We start from the raw sequence: 15,116 nt of genomic DNA, 5'->3' as shown, positions 1-15,116 counted from the left end.
TGGTGACGCGTGCCGACCGACTGTGACCGACCAGACGATGGCCACGTGTTGGGACGGGCGGCCCTGAGGCGGAAGAATGCCGAACAGAGGTTCATCGAAGAGGCGTCACAAGCGTCCAGGAGGAAGCCATGGCAGCAGGCGACACCACGCCGGAGACGTCGGATCGCGCGATCGTGCGCAGGTCTGACCGCCACCAGGTCGTGATCATTGGCTCCGGATTCGGTGGCCTCTTCGGCACCAAGGCGCTCCGCAAGGCGGACGTCGACGTGACCATGATCGCGAAGACCACGCACCACCTCTTCCAGCCCCTGCTCTACCAGGTCGCGACCGGCATCCTCTCCGAGGGCGAGATCGCCCCGCCGACCCGCGAGGTGCTGGCGAAGCAGGAGAACGCACAGGTGCTGCTCGGGACGGTCACGACCGTCGACCTCGAGAACCGCCTGGTCACCTCGCACGTGCTCGGTCGCGAGCTCGTGACGCCGTACGACTCGCTGATCGTGGCGGCCGGTGCCGGCCAGTCCTACTTCGGCAACGACCACTTCGCCGAGTTCGCCCCCGGCATGAAGAGCATCGACGACGCCCTCGAGCTGCGCGGCCGGATCTTCGGTGCCTTCGAGATGGCCGAGCTGGGTGCCTCCCGTGGCGAGAACGTCGACCACCTGCTGACCTTCGTCGTCGTCGGAGCCGGCCCGACCGGTGTGGAGATGGCCGGCCAGATCGCCGAGCTCGCGCACCGCACGCTGACCCGCGACTTCCGGGCCATCAGCACTCGTACGGCGCGCGTCATCCTCGTCGACGCGGCGCCCCAGGTGCTGCCGCCGTTCGGCGCCAAGCTCGGCAAGTGGACCCAGGAGAAGCTGGAGAAGCTCGGTGTCGAGGTCATGCTCGGTGCCCTCGTGTCCCAGGTCGACGAGCGCGGTCTCGTCGTGAAGTACAAGGACGGCTCCGAGAAGCGCATCGACGCCGTCGCCAAGGTGTGGGCGGCTGGCGTCCAGGCCAACGCGCTGGGCAAGCAGCTCTCCGACCAGACCGGCGCCCCGCTCGACCGCGCCGGCCGGATCGCGGTCAACCCCGACCTGACGCTCCCGGGCTACCCCGAGGTGTTCGTGGTCGGCGACATGATCGCCCTCGACAACCTCCCCGGTGTGGCCCAGGTCGCCATCCAGGGCGCGAAGTACGCCGCCAAGGAGATCGACGGCCGGCTCAAGGGCAAGCCCGCACAGTCGCCGTTCAAGTACTTCGACAAGGGCTCGATGGCCATCATCAGCCGCTTCCGCGCCGTCGCGATGGTCGGTCGGCTGCGCCTGACCGGCGTCATCGCGTGGCTGATGTGGCTGGTCGTCCACCTCTTCTACATCACGGGCTTCAAGAACCAGTTCACCGCTGTCCTGCACTGGCTGATCTCGTTCATCGGCACCGGTCGCTCGGAGCGCACCTCGACCGAGCAGCAGATCTTCGCCCGCGTCGCGCTGCAGCGCCTCGAGCGCGGTGCGACGGACCTGGTGTCCCAGCCCGGCGAGTTCGACGACGCCGAGCGGCGTCGGGCGGAGCTCGAGGCTCAGGCAGCGGAAGAGGCTCGCCTCAGCGACGAGAACAAGCGTGGCGTGAAGGTCTGAGGTCCGCCAGGCGCGACGAAGTCGCGAACGGCGTGGTCCGAAGAGGTTGAGGGCGCGTCCGACCGAGGCACGAGGTCGGATCCGCGCGTCTCGAAACCCGGTCGGTCACGAACAAGAGGGCACGGCCACGGTCACTCGAAGATCCGCAGGCCGCGGACGGGCTCGCCGCCCGCCTCGGCCGCGGCGAGGCGCTCGCGGATCGCTCGCGGCAGGATGAAGACCCCTTCGGCCTCGGCCGTGACGCCGTTCGGGCCGATGACCTGACCCCTGGCCCACGTCTTCACGCCCTCCTGGCGATCGACCCAGGCCTCGCAGCGCAGGTCGCCGAGGGGCGTGCCCTGGCGGTAGACGATCGTCAGCGTGCCCGTCATCCCGGGTCGCCCGGTGGTGCCGACCGCGTGGCCGAGCACCTGGTCGAGGATCATCGACACGACGCCGCCGTGCACCAGCCCCGGCGGGCCCTCGAACGCGGCCCCGCAGTGGAAGTCGGACTCGACCCGGCCCTCGGCTGACCTGACGGTCAGGAGCGGGGCCATCGGGTTGCGGACGCCGATGACCGGGTTGCCCCAGGGGCGGCGCCGGCCAGCCGGCTGGTGGACGATCCCGAGCGTCTCGGTCAGCTGCTCCTTGCGCAGTCGGGCGACGACGTCCTCGATCTGCGCGGTGGCTGCCTGGATCTCGTCCTCGTCGACCGACGTGCGGACGCTCACGTCGATCAGGTCGCGGACGGCCTGCGTGTACGGCGCCCACATCTGGCTCTCGCGGGTGATCGACGCGTCGTCGGAATCGTCGTCGAGCGGGAACCAATCCATGTCACTCAGGGTAGAACACGTTTCACTTGAGTGGAGCGTGACTCCCGCCACCGTGCGTCAGGCGAAGGCGTCGCTGGTGGCGTAGCCGTTCTCGTCGACGGCGCCGGGCCGCAGCTCGGGGCGCAGGCGGTAGAGCGCCGTGGTGAACCAGTGCGGGTCGACCATCGACGACTTGATGACCACCAGCGGCATCCCCTTGCGCTCGATCAGCACCGTCCAGTGGCGGTGACCGGGCTCGCCGACGATCGCGATCGGCGTGTAGGAGCTGCCCACGTCCACCAGGTCGACATGTCCACCGCGCTCGATCGACAGCTTGCCGCGGCGGATGGCCATCTTCGTGGTCGTGCAGCCCGCCCGTACCGCCCAGACCACCAGGGTCAGGAACGCCAGCGTCCCGGCGATGCCGATGGCGGAGACCGTACGGTCCTGATAGGCGACGTACGACGTCACGGCGGTTGCCGCAAGGACGGCAGCCAGGGTCAGCGACAGCACCTTGCGGGCCGTGCCGCGAGCAGGGAAGTCGGCGTCGGTCGTGGCGTGGTAGGCGTTGAGGTGTTCCTCGGGTTCGGTCCAGCGGCTCTGCTGGACCTGGGGAGTGGCGGTGGTGGGCGCCAGGGACTGCGCCCGCACGCGCGGGGTGTCGGTGGTGCCGTCCGAGGGGGCCGTGCCAGCGGTGGGCGCCGGTCGGGTGACGCGGACGACGGGTCCGGACTGCCGGACCGGCTTCTCCGGCCTGGCCGCCTTCTCCGGCTTGGCCGCCTTCTCGGGCTTGCCGGGCCTGGCGCGCTTGTCCTTCGACCTGGCTTCGCGGCGCGGGGCCTCGATCGGGTCGTGCAGGGCGTCGACGACCGAGCGGCCGGCGGCCGTGGTGTCGACGCTGGTGGCGGGTACGTCGACGGCGGGTTCGTCTCCCTCGACGCCGAGCGCGGCGAGGACCGAGCGGCCCACGGACGTGCTGTCGGGGCTGCTGGAAAGGGTCGGCGTCACGAACTCCTCGCGCGGCGATGCGCCCCGCGTGACGGTCGCCGCGGGTGCCGTCGCGGTCGCCAGGCCGCCGCCCCCGCGAGGTGCTCCGATGACCCGGGCGTCCTTCGCGTAGCTGGCGCGCTTGTTCAGCCAGGCACGAATCGTCTCTGTGTCCGGTCCGAACTCGTCATTGCTCCCCATGACAGAGTCCTCCCTTCCCTCTCCCACGCCTGAGCGTACTCCGCAGGAAGTTCTCCGTCTTGGGTTCGAAGGACCTCTCCGTATAGCCCGTTGTGACCATGTGGACTGGTCCCTCGGCGGCATCGACGGCCGGGTAGATTGAGAGCGGTTCCCATTTTCTGGAGGTGAGTGGTGTCCGAGACCGACGAGCGACCGAGCTCATTGCGACCGACCCGGCAGCGCCTGGCGATCACCGACGCCCTGCGTGCGGGGGTCGACTTCCAGAGCGCCCAGGAGATCCACGACAGCCTGCGGCAGGCGGGGGAGAAGGTCGGCCTCGCGACGGTCTACCGCACCCTCCAGGCGATGGCCGACGCTGGCGACGTCGACGTACGCCACACCCCGGCCGGCGAGACGACGTACCGCCGGTGCAGCACCTCGCACCATCACCACCTGGTCTGCCGCTCCTGCGGGCGGACGGTGGAGATCACCGGATCGGCGGTGGAGAAGTGGGCCCACTCCGTGGGCGACGAGCACGGCTTCATCGACGTGAGTCACACCGTCGAGCTGGTCGGACTGTGCGCGGAGTGCGCCGCGCTGCCCGCCGAATAGGTGATCGCCAGGCGATTCGGCGGCAATCAGTAGGCCCCGTGGGACTCGAACCCACAACCAAGAGATTAAAAGTCTCCTGCTCTGCCAATTGAGCTAGGGGCCCGAAATCCGTACCGGGGAACTGTAGCCAAGAGCTCGCCGCGGGCCGGGCGGAGGTCGTCGTCGAGGCAGGCTTATGGTGTCCGGCCGGTTACAGTGAAGAAGTCGACACGCTTGTCGGCCACCTCAGGGCAGACGCCTCGTTGACCGTTGGGCCACACCGCCCGGCCACGAAGCCCGTCGCCTCCTCTGAGCCAATCAGAGGAATCGACTTGCCTTTGCTCACCAGTGACACCAATGTGCCCGCGCAGCCCTTCGACCTGCCGGTCGGCTCGACCGCGGTCGTCTACTGCGAAGCGCAGTTCGGCGAGCAGGACGGCAAGACGGCCAACGGCCTGGTCCGGCACTCGGAGAAGTACGAAGTGCTCAGTGTCATCGACAGCATGCGCGCCGGCGTCGACTCGGGCCAGTTCCTCGACGACATCCCCAACGGCATCCCGGTGCTGGCGTCGCTGCGTGAGTCGATCGCGCACGCCGGCCACGTCCCGGACTACCTGATCTGCGGGGTCGCCCCGGCCGACGGCCTGCTCTCCGACACGCAGCGCGTCGTCCTCCTCGACGGCATCGCCCGCGGGATGCACATCATCAACGGCCTGCACGAGTTCCTCAACGACGACGCCGAGTTCGTGTCCGCCGCGCTCATCGCCGGGGTCACCATCACCGACGTACGCCGCCCCAAGGAGAAGCGCGACCTGCACCTCTTCACGGGCCGCATCTTCGACGTGACCTGCCCGCGGATCGCGATCCTCGGCACCGACGGCGCGATCGGCAAGCGCACCACCGCGACGCTGCTGGTCCAGGCGCTGAACGACCACGGCATCAAGGCGGTCATGGTCGGCACCGGCCAGACGACCCTGATCCAGGGCGGCAAGTACGGCGCCGCGCTGGACGCCATGGTCCCGCAGTTCATCTCCGGCGAGGTCGAGCACCAGGTGGTGCTGGCGTTCGAGAACGAGGACCCCGACGTGATCGTGGTCGAGGGCCAGGGGGCGCTCAGCCACCCCGCGTACCTGAGTTCGGGCCACATCCTGCGCGGCAGCCGGCCGGACGGAGTGATCGTCCAGCACGCGCCCAAGCGCCAGGTCCTGGGCGACTTCCCGATGATGCCGATGCCGACCGCGGACAGCGAGATCAAGCTGATCGAGGCCTTCGCGGACACCCGCGTCATCGGCGTCACCATCAACCACGAAGAGATGACCGCCGACGAGCTCAGCGACTCGATTGCCGAGCATCGCCTGCGCCTGGGCCTGCCCGTGACCGACCCGCTGACGCGGCCCGGCTCCGAGCTGGTCGAGATGGTCCTCAAGGCCTACCCGGAGCTCCGGGAGCGCGTGCGGGCCGCCCGGGCCGCCGTGGTGTGAGCGCACCCCGGCTCGAGATCGACCTCGACAAGCTCGAGGCCAACACCCGCGTCCTGGTGGATCGGCTGGCCCCTGCGGGCATCCGCGTCACCGGTGTCACCAAGGCCGTCCTGGGTTCGCCCGCGGTCGGAGCAGCGATGCTCCGCGGCGGCGCCGAGGGGTTGGCGGACTCCCGGGTCGCCAACCTCGATCGACTGGCTGGGCTGGACGGACCGACGTCACGCACGTTGATCCGTTCGCCCATGCTCAGCCAGGTGGATGCCGTCGTACGGGCCGCCACCTGCAGCCTGAACACGGAGGCCGCGGTGCTCCGGGCGCTGGACGGTGCGGCCGAGCTCGCCGGGCTCCGTCACGACGTCGTCCTGATGGTCGAGCTCGGTGACCTGCGCGAGGGCATTCCCGTCGAGGACGTCGCCGCCGCCGTACGCCTCGTGCTGGCTGCTCCCTCCCTCCGCCTCGCCGGCCTCGGTGCCAACCTGGCCTGCCAGAACGGCGTCGTCCCCGACGACCGGAACATGGGCGTCCTCAGCGACCTCGTCACCACCGTCGAGACGTCGTACGACGTCACGCTCACCACGGTTTCCGGCGGCAACTCGGCGAACCTCGACTGGGCGGTGTCGTCGACGAACGTCGGGCGGATCAACGACCTGCGGCTCGGCGAAGCGATCCTGCTCGGCGTCGAACCGCTGAACCGCACGCCGCTGGAGGGCCTGCACCGCGATGCGTTCGCCCTGGTCGGCGAGGTCATCGAGCGCGTCGACAAGCCGTTCCAGCCGTGGGGCGACCAGGCGCAGTCCGCCTTCGGTGTCGTCCCCGATCGGACCGGCACCGGCACCGTGCGCCAGGCGATCGTCGCGCTCGGTCGGCAGGACGCCGATCCGGACGGACTGGTGCCGCCGGACGGGATCACGGTCCTCGGGATGAGCAGCGACCACCTGGTGCTCGACCTCGGCGACCACCCCTCCGCGGTCGGTGAGGAGATCCGTTTCGGACTCGGGTACGGCGCCCTGGTCAGGGCGGCGACCTCGCCCTTCGTGTCGCGCCGCGAACGAACGGGCTGTTAGCAGGCACGTCACGTGTGCGTAGCAGAACCTTCATGCACGAGCGCAAGATCGTGGCATTCGGGAGGTTTCCCTGTCGTCTGCGATTGATAGGCTCGATCTCGCAGCGAATGCAGTTCGAAGGTGAACGCCTGCGGAGCATGTGGCCGACGGCGTATCTGGTTTGTGGTGTCCCATCACGGGTCGGAGCGACGTGTCATCGCATAAGTTGCGGGTCGCCGAGGTGGCGGCTCTCGCCCCGACACAAGGAGTAACGAGCACAATGGCTCAGGGCACCGTCAAGTGGTTCAGCGCCGAGAAGGGCTTCGGATTCATCGAGCAGGAGGGTGGCGGCGACGACGTCTTCGTTCACTACTCTGCGATCCAGTCCTCCGGCTACAAGTCCCTCGAGGACAACCAGAAGGTCGAGTTCGACGTCACCCAGGGCCCCAAGGGCCCGCAGGCGGAGAACGTCCGTCCCCTCTGAGCGGGACTGATTCGACCTGAGAGGACCTCGCGTCTTCGGTGCGGCCCCGCCAGTCGGCGGGGCCGCACGAATTTTTGCTGAACTTTCGGGTTTGTGGGGGTTGGTTGGAGGGAAGATGGTGCCTGAAGACCGTCTGCAGGTGGCGTGAGGAGGGACCATGGGCGACCAGTTCGACGTGACCCTCGAAGACGGCGACCTCATGGTGGAGGTCGAGCTGACGACCAACCTGATCATCGCCGCCAGCGCTTCTGACGACCGTCTCTCGCTCGAGGAGATCGACCGGATCCTCGGCGTTGCTCCGCTGAGCGCCTGATCCTTCAGCCGCTCGCCAGTGCCTTGAACCCGCGCAGCCGCAGGCTGTTGGAGACCACGAACACTGAAGAGAACGCCATGGCCGCACCCGCGAGCATCGGGTTGAGCAGACCGGCGGCAGCCAGGGGCAGCGCCGCGACGTTGTAGGCGAACGCCCAGAACAGGTTGCCCTTGATCGTGCTCAGGGTCCTGCGCGAGAGCCGGATCGCGTCGACCGCCACCCGGAGGTCGCCGCGGACCAGGGTGAGGTCGCTCGCCTCGATCGCCACGTCGGTTCCGGTGCCCATGGCCAGACCGAGATCGGCCTGCGCAAGCGCCGCGGCATCGTTGACGCCGTCGCCGACCATCGCGACCACCCTGCCCTGGCCCTGGAGCCGCTTGACCACGTCGACCTTGTCGGCAGGCAGGACGTCGGCGAACACGTCGACCTCGTCGATGCCCACCTCGGCGGCCACGGTCCGCGCGACAGCAGCGTTGTCGCCCGTGAGGAGCACCGGGCGCAGGCCGAGTGCGCGCAGCTCACGGATCGCGGCGGCCGAGGTCGGCTTGACCGCGTCGGCGACCACGACGACTCCGCGCGCCCTGCCGTCCCAGCCGACTGCGACGGCGGTGCCGCCCGTCGACTGGGCGTCCTCGAGTGCTTTCTGCAGGTCGGGCGTGAGGTGCTGGGACCACTCCGCGAGCAGCTGCGGGCGCCCGACGAGGACCGCATGGCTCGCCGTGCTGTCGGAGCCGTCGACCACGACACCCTCGACGCCGAGCCCTTCGACGTTGGCGAAGTCCTCGACCTCGGGGAGCGAGCCGTGCTCGTCCCTTGCGGCCTCGGCGATGGCCCGGGCGATGGGATGCTCCGACGCGTCCTCGAGAGCGCCGGCGTACCGCAGCACCTCGGTGGCGTCCTCGCCGTCGGCCGCGATCACGTCACGCAGGGTCATCCTCCCGGTGGTGACGGTGCCCGTCTTGTCGAGCACGACGGTGTCGACAGCGTGGGTGGACTCCAGCACCTCGGGGCCCTTGATCAGGATGCCGAGCTGTGCGCCGCGGCCGGTGCCGACCATGAGGGCAGTGGGCGTGGCCAGGCCGAGGGCGCAGGGGCAGGCGATGATCAGGACGGCGACCGTCGCGGTGAACGCCGTCGCCAGACCGTTGCCGGTTCCGAGCCAGAAGCCGAGCGTGCCGGCGGCGAGGAGGATGACGATCGGGACGAAGATCCCCGAGATCCGGTCGGCCAGGCGCTGGACCTGGGCCTTGCCGTTCTGGGCGTCCTCGACCAGCCGCGCCATCTGGGCGAGCTGGGTGTCACTGCCGATGCGGGTCGCTCGCACGACCAGGCGACCGCCTGCGTTGACGGTCGCGCCGACCACCGCGTCTCCGGGGCTGACCTCGACCGGCACGGACTCGCCGGTGAGCATCGACGCATCCACCGCTGAGGTACCGCGTTCGATCACGCCGTCGGTGGCGATCTTCTCACCGGGACGCACGACGAACAGGTCGCCGACGGCGAGCTGTTCGACGTGCACGTTCGTTTCCGTGGTGCCGTCAGGGCCGAGCACCGCGACCTGCTTGGCGCCGAGGGAGAGCAGGGCGCGCAGCGCCGAGCCGGCCCTGCGCTTGGACCGCTGCTCGAAGTAGCGGCCGGCCAGGATGAAGGTGGTGACACCCGAGGCGGCTTCGAGGTAGATGTTGCCGCTTCCGTCGCTGCGCTCGATGGTCAGCTCGAAGGGGTGGGTCATGCCCGGGGTGCCGGCCGTGCCCCAGAACAGGGCGTACAGCGACCACCCGAGCGCAGCCAGGGTGCCGAGGGAGATCAGTGTGTCCATGGTCGAGGTGCCGTGGCGCAGGTTGGTCCATGCGGCCTTGTGGAACGGCCAGGCACCCCACGCGACCACTGGTGCGGCCAGCGTGAGTGAGAGCCACTGCCAGTTCGTGAACTGCAGTGCGGGGACCATGGCCATCGCGATCACCGGACCGGTCAGGACCGCCGAGATCACGAGCCGTTGCCGCAACACCTGGAGCGCGTGCTCCTCGGGTGATTCGGCACCGCCTGCCGAAGGCGCGTCGGGCGGCTGGGGGAGTCGGGCGCCGTACCCGGCCTGCTCGACGGCCGCCACCAGGGCCTCGGGAGCCACGTCGGGTTCGAAGGTGACCTTCGCCTTCTCGGTGGCGTAGTTGACCGTGGCGCTGACGCCCTCGAGCTTGTTGAGCTTGCGCTCGATCCGGTTGGCGCAGGACGCGCAGGTCATCCCGGTGATCGCCAGCTCGATCGAACCGGCGGCGGGGGTGCCTGACTGACTCTGCGTGGTCATCGTTGTCTCCTGTGGAAGGGGCCGGTCAGTGACCGGCGTGGCCGCCGTGCTCGGCGGGAGGGCTGGCGTCGAACGGGCCGTCGTCGCCCGGTGTGGCGACACCGCCCGCGTCGACGGTGAATGCCGCGGTGCGAACGACGCCGTCGTGCTGGAAGTCCAGGTAGAGGTGGTAGGTCCCGGCAGTGGGGACAGCGGCGTAGAACACCACCTCCGGACCCGGCTTCGTGGTGCCGTCGTCGGGCTCACCGTCCGGGTGGACGTGGAGGTAGGCGAGGTCGCCGCCGCGCAGCGCGACGAGGTGGCCGTAGGCGCCGAGGTAGGGCTGGAGGTCGGTGACCGGCTGGCCGTCCCTGGCGACGCTCAGGGTCAGCTTCGCGTCGGACCCGGCGGTCAGGTCGCCATCGAGCGTGACCTCGTAGTCGTCGACCTTCGCGGTGCGGTTCTCGGTCGAGGGACCTGCGGGCCGGTAGTCACCGTCGACGGCGAGGTCCGTCCCGAGGGTGAGTGCGTCGGCGCCAGCCGGCTTGAAGTCGGCGAAGAGGCGCCACGTCCCCGGGGTGAGGTCGAGGTCGATCGACCAGACCCCGGACGTCTCGTCGAGAACGGGGTGGACGTGCTGGAAGCCGGAGAAGTCTCGCCGTACGGCGATCAGGTGCAGCTCCTTCTCGTGCTCGACGTCGTACGACGTCACTGGCTTGCCGTCCGGTCCGGTGATCGTGAACGCGACCGGCCGGTCCTGGCCGGCCCGGGAACCCGGCTCGGCCAGGCCGAGGGTGTAGCCGTTCTGGGAGACCATGAGTCCTCCCGGGACCTCCTGGGATGTGGGTTCGGCCGGCGACCCGTCGCCGTGGCCGCCCCCGTGCTCGCCTTCGGCGGCCTCCTCGTCCCCGTGGGCGGTGTCGTGCGTCCCCGCGGGTTCGTCGTCCACCGGGCCGACGACCTGGCCGACCAGGAGGGCGATCCCGAAGATCGCGCCGATGGCGGCCAGGAACCCGGCGACCCTGATGGGGGTGCTCATGCGAGCTGGTAGCCGGCTTCCTCGACGGCGGCCCGAACGGCGGCGTCGTCGAGGATCTCGGCGCTGGTGATGGTGACGGCGCCGGTGGGCAGGTCGATCGCGACGTCCTGGACGCCGGGGATCTCCTGGACCTCTTCGGTGACCGAGGCGACGCAGTGTCCGCAGGTCATCCCGGTGACGGTGTAGCTGGCGGTGTGGCTGGCGGGCTGGCTCATGGCTGATTCCTTTCGGGAGTCAGGTGGTGTGGATCGGTGGGGTTCAGGCGCGGACAAGGCGGGCGATCGCGTCGGAGGCTTCCTTGAGCTTGATCTGGGCCTCGTCGCCGCCCGCTGCGACGGCGTTCACGACGCAGTGCGCCATGTGCTCGTCGAGCAGTCCGAGCGCGACGGCCTCGAGTGCCTTCGTCATCGCGGAGATCTGGGTGAGGATGTCGATGCAGTACTTCTCCTCCTCGACCATCCGCTGCAGCCCGCGGGCCTGGCCCTCGATGCGGCGCAGCCGTTTGAGGTAGTCCGCCTTGGTGTTGTTGGCGATGTAGCTGTGCTGGTGTGCGTCGTGGTCCTGGGGCATCGGGCTGTCCTTCTCGGTGGATGTCTCCGTCGTTCTCAGGGTACCCCCCTCCGGTATTCGGTGCTATGGTCCGGCTTCGTGGAATACGGTACCCCCCTAGGGTATTAATCGCAACCACGAAGTCCCGAATCCCGGGACGTCCCGACAAAGGAGAATCTGATGCCAACCACCACCTCGCCGGCGCCCAACCGCCGCTGGCTCGGGCTCGCAGTCATCGCAGCGGCCCAGTTCATGGTGATCATGGACACCTCGATCATCGGGGTCGCACTTCCCCGGATGCAGGTCGAGCTCGGCTTCACGCAGGAGGACCTGTCCTGGGTGTTCAACGCCTATGTCGTCGCCCTTGCCGGCCTGCTGCTGCTCGGCGGCAAGCTCTCCGACGTGTTCGGCGCCCGTCGGGTCTTCTCGGCAGGATGGGTCGTCCTGTTGGGCGGATCCCTGGTCGCCGGTGTCGCCGGCAACGTCGAGGTCGAGCTCCTCGGTCGCGCGGTCCAGGGTGTTGGCTCGGCCCTGATCGCGCCCTCGGCCCTGACGCTGCTGTTCATGCTGTTCGGTGCCCGTCCGAAGGAACTGCCCAAGGCGCTCGCGCTGTACGGCGCCGCGGCACCGGCCGGTGGCACCGCCGGGGTCTTCCTCGGAGGCCTGATCACCGAGTACCTGTCCTGGCCGTGGGTGTTCTACCTCAACGTCCCGATCGCTCTGCTCGTCCTCGCGGTCGTGCCGTCCGTCATGCCCGCCGGTGGAGCCGGGACCGGCCGTCGGGTGGACCTGCTGGGTGCCCTCACTGTCACTGCTGGCCTGGGTGCCGCCGTGTACGCCGTCGTCCGGGCGCCCGAGGTCGGCTGGGACTCCGGCCAGACCTGGGGAGTGCTCGCTGTCGCAGCCGTCCTGCTCGTCGGGTTCGTCATCGGGCAGGCCAGGGGGCATGAGCCGCTGGTGCGACTCGGCATCTTCCGTGCACCCAACCTCGCTGCAGCCAATCTCGCCCAGCTCCTGCTGGGTGCGGCGTGGATCCCGATGTGGTTCTTCCTGAACCTCTACCTGCAGCAGGTCCTCGGCTACACCGCCTTCCCCAGCGGCACGGCACTGCTGCCGATGACGCTGCTGATCATGGTCGGGATGATGGCCATCGCGCCGCGCGTGCTCGCGGCCCTCGGTCCGAAGGTCGCCACGGTGACCGGGCTGGTCCTGCTCGCTGCCGGTCTCGCCTGGCTCGCGTTGATCGACCCCGACGGCTCCTACGCGGTCGACGTGCTCCCGGCGTCGTTGGTCGCAGCGCTCGGCATGTCGCTCGCCTTCATCCCCACCCTGGGCACCGCGATCTCTGCGGCCCGGCCCGAGGAGGGAGGCCTGGCCTCCGGCATCGTCAACACCAGCTACCAGGTCGGCTCAGCGCTCGGCCTGGCCGTGATGACGGCGATCGCCGCAGCCAACGGGGCCGACCAGATCGGCGACAAGGCAGCGCTCACCGATGGCTTCTCGGCCGCCTTCATCGGTGCAGCAACCGTCGCCGGCGTCGGCGCCCTGTCGACCCTGGCGCTGTTCCGATCTGCCACCGGCGCCGCGACGGGCGCCCAGGACACCGCCGACAAGGTGGCCGCCTGACCCGCTCCTGCTGACCCGAGCCCAACCCGGCTCAGCAGGTGGCGAAGAGAACCGGCCCCTGGTTCAGGTCGGACAGCACGAAGGTGCCTTCCGCGGGTTCGAGCTCCATGGTGACGGTCTTGTCGGTAGCGGCGACCTTCCCGAGCCTGAACCGCTCGGGGAAGGTGCCGCCCTGGCCGGGGGCCGGGCCGGCGGCGAGCTTCGAGCGGGTGTCGGCGTCGGTGCGGGCCTGGTCGTTGTTCTCGAACGCCATCGCCACCCGTACGTCGCCCGCGGGCTGTGCCGCGATCGCGAAGGCGGTCAGCGGGTGCACCTCGCCGGCGGCCTCGATCAGCTCGGCACCCCGTGTGCGGTCGGCCGGGTCGGCTCCGCTCATCGAGAGCTCGGCGCAGGCGTAGTCGCCGGTGTAGGCGGACGCGCTGAGGGCCGGGCCGGCAGCGTCGACGACGGCGGCGATGCCGTCGGCCGCCTCGCCGCGCTCGACGTCGCCGCGCTCCTCGAGGAAGTTCGGGTCGTCGCTGCCGAACAGGAGCCCGGACTCCTCGTCGATCTGCAGGACGGCGAGCTCGGGCGTGACCGGGCCGTCGAGGGTCTCCAGCAGGTCGACCCCGCCGCGCCAGACGCCGTCGGCCTCATCGGGCTTCTCGAAGCCGATCTCCTCGAGGCGTGACCGGAGGCCGTCGAAGTCGAAGTCGTCGGGCATCCCGAGGATCACGACGGCGCCGTCCTTGCCCTGCGCGAACAGTTCCCAGTCGACGTTGGCGGGGGAGAACCCGAAGGTCGACTGCAGCGTGGGCGCGGACTCCGCGAGGGCGGTCGTGGCCGACAGGTCGCGGTCGAAGGCGGCGAGCAGGAAGTCGGCGAGCTCGTCGGCCGACGAGGAAGCGGAGAGATCGGCGCCGAGCTCGTCGCGCACGCCGGCCCAGTCGGTCCAGCTGAACCGCTGAGAGGACTCCGGGGCCAGCGCCGCGGCCGCGGCGAACCGGCTGGCGTCGTCCCGCGTGAGCCGCCAGGTCACCAGGCCGGCCACGGCGACGAGCAGGACCACGAGGCCGACGACGACCCAGCGGGACCGGGCCCTGAAGGCGGTCAGACGGCGCAACACCGAAGGGGTCTCCTCAACTCGGTCGATCTGGTGTGAGACTAGGCCACGTGCCCGACATCCTCGCTGCCGGCGTGGTGGTGTTCCGTCCCGGTCGCGAGGTGCTCCTCGTCCACCGCCTGAAGTACGACGACTGGTCGTTCCCGAAGGGCAAGCTGGACCGCGCCGAGCACCCCACCGCGGCCGCGGTGAGGGAGGTGGCGGAGGAGACGGGCATCCACGCCCGTCTCGGACCGCCGCTGCCGACCCAGCGCTACCCGGTCGGCCGCCGGATGAAGACCGTCTACTACTGGACCGGCCGCGTGGTCGGCGACGACGACGTGTCCGGGTACCGCCCGAACCACGAGATCGACCAGGTCCGCTGGGTGCCGTTCGACGAGGCTCCGGCGCTGCTGACCTACGACCGCGACCGGGAGACCCTCGCCGCGGCACTGCGCGTACGCCGCAAGACCCGCGCGGTCGTCGTACTCCGTCACGCGCAGGCGCGATCCCGCAGCGCCTGGAAGGGCGACGACGCGGCCCGCACGCTGCTGCGCACCGGGGAGCTGCAGGCCGACCGGCTCGTCCCGCTGCTGGCCGCGTACGACGTCACGCGGGTCGTGACCTCGACGAGCACCCGCTGTGTGCAGACCGTCGAGCCCTTCGCGCAGCTGGCCGGCCACGACCTGGACCTGCGGCGTCGGCTGAGCGAGGAGCACGCCACGGAGCGCGCGGTCACGCGGATCGTCGAGGAGCTCGTCGACTCCGACCAGGGCGTCGTCCTGTGCACGCACCGCCCCGTCCTCCCGTGCGTGTACGACGCCCTCGGGCTGGACGGCGCGAGCGGCACGCCGCCCCTGGAAGCCGCCGAGATGCTGGTGCTCCACGTGCGCAAGGGAGCGGTCGTCGCCGTCGAGCGGCACCGCCCCCGCTTCGTCGTCTGAGACCCGCACCACGCCGCAATCCCGCCCCGACCGCCACTGTTCACCATGCGTTCAGATCGGCCGGGGACTTGCGTTACCGACGCTCCCTAACTTCTCAGTTGTCCAGT

General features: G+C 69.9%; 15 protein-coding genes and 1 tRNA gene. 8 read left to right on the top strand and 8 right to left on the bottom strand.

Going from position 1 to position 15,116, the window contains the following annotated elements; all coding sequences use genetic code 11:
• The first annotated feature begins 128 nt into the window (after positions 1-128).
• Positions 129-1,616, top strand: coding sequence for an NAD(P)/FAD-dependent oxidoreductase (locus ACOACQ_RS22655; protein WP_378596661.1), 1,488 nt, complete (start codon positions 129-131; stop codon positions 1,614-1,616).
• A gap of 131 nt (positions 1,617-1,747) precedes the next feature.
• Here ACOACQ_RS22655 and ACOACQ_RS22650 read toward each other — a convergent pair whose 3' ends face one another.
• Positions 1,748-2,428, bottom strand: a complete 681-nt coding sequence (locus ACOACQ_RS22650; RefSeq protein ID WP_378596662.1) for a PaaI family thioesterase — start codon at positions 2,426-2,428, stop codon at positions 1,748-1,750.
• Between the two features lie 57 nt (positions 2,429-2,485).
• A complete protein-coding gene (locus ACOACQ_RS22645; protein WP_378596663.1) occupies positions 2,486-3,595 on the bottom strand; it encodes a hypothetical protein in 1,110 nt (369 codons plus the stop codon).
• A 171-nt stretch (positions 3,596-3,766) separates the two neighbouring features.
• Here ACOACQ_RS22645 and ACOACQ_RS22640 point away from each other — a divergent pair, with 171 nt between their 5' ends.
• Positions 3,767-4,186 carry a Fur family transcriptional regulator gene (locus ACOACQ_RS22640; protein ID WP_378596664.1) on the top strand — a complete coding sequence of 140 codons (420 nt, stop codon included), beginning with the start codon at positions 3,767-3,769 and terminating at the stop codon, positions 4,184-4,186.
• Positions 4,187-4,216: 30 nt separating this feature from the next.
• Here the strand turns inward: ACOACQ_RS22640 and ACOACQ_RS22635 are convergent.
• Positions 4,217-4,289 (bottom strand) — tRNA-Lys (locus ACOACQ_RS22635).
• A gap of 208 nt (positions 4,290-4,497) precedes the next feature.
• On the opposite strand from ACOACQ_RS22635, the gene ACOACQ_RS22630 reads away from it, so the two are divergent.
• The 4 genes from ACOACQ_RS22630 (at position 4,498) to ACOACQ_RS22615 (ending at position 7,486) form a co-directional block, all read left to right on the top strand.
• Entirely contained in the window at positions 4,498-5,646 is a 1,149-nt protein-coding gene (locus tag ACOACQ_RS22630; RefSeq protein WP_378596665.1) for a DUF1611 domain-containing protein, read from the top strand.
• Complete coding sequence (locus ACOACQ_RS22625) at positions 5,643-6,710, top strand: alanine/ornithine racemase family PLP-dependent enzyme (protein ID WP_420289321.1); 1,068 nt, start codon at positions 5,643-5,645, stop codon at positions 6,708-6,710. Before ACOACQ_RS22630 ends, ACOACQ_RS22625 begins: the two co-directional genes overlap by 4 nt.
• 259 nt (positions 6,711-6,969) lie before the next feature.
• Entirely contained in the window at positions 6,970-7,173 is a 204-nt protein-coding gene (locus tag ACOACQ_RS22620) for a cold-shock protein (protein WP_109697153.1), read from the top strand.
• Between the two features lie 157 nt (positions 7,174-7,330).
• Positions 7,331-7,486: a hypothetical protein gene (locus tag ACOACQ_RS22615; RefSeq protein WP_378596667.1), complete on the top strand. Its 156-nt coding sequence runs from the start codon at positions 7,331-7,333 to the stop codon at positions 7,484-7,486.
• Positions 7,487-7,490: 4 nt separating this feature from the next.
• On the opposite strand, the gene ACOACQ_RS22610 is transcribed toward ACOACQ_RS22615, so the two are convergent.
• The 4 genes from ACOACQ_RS22610 to ACOACQ_RS22595 are packed head-to-tail and all read right to left on the bottom strand — an operon-like array spanning position 7,491 to position 11,379.
• Positions 7,491-9,791: a heavy metal translocating P-type ATPase gene (locus ACOACQ_RS22610; protein WP_420289320.1), complete on the bottom strand. Its 2,301-nt coding sequence runs from the start codon at positions 9,789-9,791 to the stop codon at positions 7,491-7,493.
• Positions 9,792-9,816: 25 nt separating this feature from the next.
• The gene (locus ACOACQ_RS22605; RefSeq protein ID WP_420289319.1) at positions 9,817-10,809 is read right to left on the bottom strand and encodes a hypothetical protein; all 993 of its coding nucleotides are present in this window, start codon (positions 10,807-10,809) and stop codon (positions 9,817-9,819) included.
• Positions 10,806-11,024: a heavy-metal-associated domain-containing protein gene (locus ACOACQ_RS22600; protein WP_378596672.1), complete on the bottom strand. Its 219-nt coding sequence runs from the start codon at positions 11,022-11,024 to the stop codon at positions 10,806-10,808. The genes ACOACQ_RS22605 and ACOACQ_RS22600 overlap by 4 nt, the downstream gene beginning before the upstream one ends.
• A gap of 43 nt (positions 11,025-11,067) precedes the next feature.
• Complete coding sequence (locus ACOACQ_RS22595) at positions 11,068-11,379, bottom strand: metal-sensitive transcriptional regulator (protein ID WP_378596673.1); 312 nt, start codon at positions 11,377-11,379, stop codon at positions 11,068-11,070.
• 159 nt (positions 11,380-11,538) lie between these two features.
• Here ACOACQ_RS22595 and ACOACQ_RS22590 point away from each other — a divergent pair, with 159 nt between their 5' ends.
• On the top strand, positions 11,539-12,984 hold the full coding sequence (locus tag ACOACQ_RS22590; RefSeq protein ID WP_420289318.1) for an MFS transporter: 1,446 nt from the start codon (positions 11,539-11,541) through the stop codon (positions 12,982-12,984).
• Positions 12,985-13,015: 31 nt separating this feature from the next.
• On the opposite strand, the gene ACOACQ_RS22585 is transcribed toward ACOACQ_RS22590, so the two are convergent.
• On the bottom strand, positions 13,016-14,089 hold the full coding sequence (locus ACOACQ_RS22585; RefSeq protein ID WP_378596675.1) for a hypothetical protein: 1,074 nt from the start codon (positions 14,087-14,089) through the stop codon (positions 13,016-13,018).
• Between the two features lie 47 nt (positions 14,090-14,136).
• On the opposite strand from ACOACQ_RS22585, the gene ACOACQ_RS22580 reads away from it, so the two are divergent.
• Positions 14,137-15,009, top strand: coding sequence for an NUDIX hydrolase (locus ACOACQ_RS22580; protein WP_420289317.1), 873 nt, complete (start codon positions 14,137-14,139; stop codon positions 15,007-15,009).
• Positions 15,010-15,116 lie beyond the last annotated feature (107 nt).

This window comes from Nocardioides sp. CPCC 206347 (assembly GCF_048654605.1).
GTDB lineage: Bacteria > Actinomycetota > Actinomycetes > Propionibacteriales > Nocardioidaceae > Nocardioides.
The sequence above is the reverse complement of the archived record's forward strand: the minus strand, read 5'-3'. Positions and strand labels throughout refer to the sequence as shown.

Bases quoted from the DNA above. Each gene is read 5' to 3' on its own strand.
- ACOACQ_RS22655 (WP_378596661.1), top strand. From the start codon at position 129: ATGGCAGCAGGCGACACCACGCCGGAGACGTCGGATCGCGCGATCGTG.
- ACOACQ_RS22650 (WP_378596662.1), bottom strand. From the start codon at position 2,428: ATGGATTGGTTCCCGCTCGACGACGATTCCGACGACGCGTCGATCACC.
- ACOACQ_RS22645 (WP_378596663.1), bottom strand. From the start codon at position 3,595: ATGGGGAGCAATGACGAGTTCGGACCGGACACAGAGACGATTCGTGCC.
- ACOACQ_RS22620 (WP_109697153.1), top strand. From the start codon at position 6,970: ATGGCTCAGGGCACCGTCAAGTGGTTCAGCGCCGAGAAGGGCTTCGGA.
- ACOACQ_RS22615 (WP_378596667.1), top strand. From the start codon at position 7,331: ATGGGCGACCAGTTCGACGTGACCCTCGAAGACGGCGACCTCATGGTG.
- ACOACQ_RS22610 (WP_420289320.1), bottom strand. From the start codon at position 9,791: ATGACCACGCAGAGTCAGTCAGGCACCCCCGCCGCCGGTTCGATCGAG.
- ACOACQ_RS22605 (WP_420289319.1), bottom strand. From the start codon at position 10,809: ATGAGCACCCCCATCAGGGTCGCCGGGTTCCTGGCCGCCATCGGCGCG.
- ACOACQ_RS22600 (WP_378596672.1), bottom strand. From the start codon at position 11,024: ATGAGCCAGCCCGCCAGCCACACCGCCAGCTACACCGTCACCGGGATG.
- ACOACQ_RS22595 (WP_378596673.1), bottom strand. From the start codon at position 11,379: ATGCCCCAGGACCACGACGCACACCAGCACAGCTACATCGCCAACAAC.
- ACOACQ_RS22590 (WP_420289318.1), top strand. From the start codon at position 11,539: ATGCCAACCACCACCTCGCCGGCGCCCAACCGCCGCTGGCTCGGGCTC.